At 49.6% G+C, this 566-nt stretch carries 2 pseudogenes; both read left to right on the forward strand.

Going from position 1 to position 566, the window contains the following annotated elements:
* A pseudogene (locus tag BG32_RS13410) lies at positions 1–302 on the forward strand (beta-N-acetylhexosaminidase); the annotation flags it as partial.
* Position 303: 1 nt separating this feature from the next.
* Positions 304–566, forward strand: a pseudogene (gene murQ, locus BG32_RS13415) (N-acetylmuramic acid 6-phosphate etherase); the annotation flags it as partial.

Below are 566 nucleotides of genomic sequence, written 5' to 3' on the forward strand. Positions count from 1 at the left end.
CCGTCGAAGAAGCGGACAGACTGGCTGCCGATTCCCCGGGAAAGGGAGTAATGTTGGTCTTTACGGAGAACGCTCACCTTCACGAAGGTCAGAGAAAGTTGCTTTTGAAGCTTTCGCAAAGGACGGGAAGAACGCTGGTAATAGCATTGAGAAACCCATATGATGCTTTCCTGGAGGGCGTTAAGAACTGCATAATCAGCTACGGCTACGAAGCGGTTTCGCAAAGGAGCCTTAAGAAGATTCTAGACGGCACGATCAAAGCGCAAGGGAAACTTCCGATAAAGATACCGCAGGAGGTCTAGGATGAAGTTTGATCAACTGGAGACGGAGAGATCTAATCCCAGAACGAGGAATTTAGACGAGCTATCGACGTACGAGATGCTTAGAATTATGAACGAAGAGGATGCAACAGTTCCACTGTCTGTTAGAGAGGTTCTCAATGAAGTTGCCTCTGCGGTTGAGTTATGCGTCAGGTCTCTTGAAATGGGAGGAAGGATCGTATATGCCGGTGCGGGCACAAGCGGCCGTCTAGGTGTCCTTGATGCTGCGGAGGTCGTTCCCACTTT

The organism is Mesotoga sp. HF07.pep.5.2.highcov, from assembly GCF_003666285.1.
Lineage (GTDB): Bacteria > Thermotogota > Thermotogae > Petrotogales > Kosmotogaceae > Mesotoga > Mesotoga prima.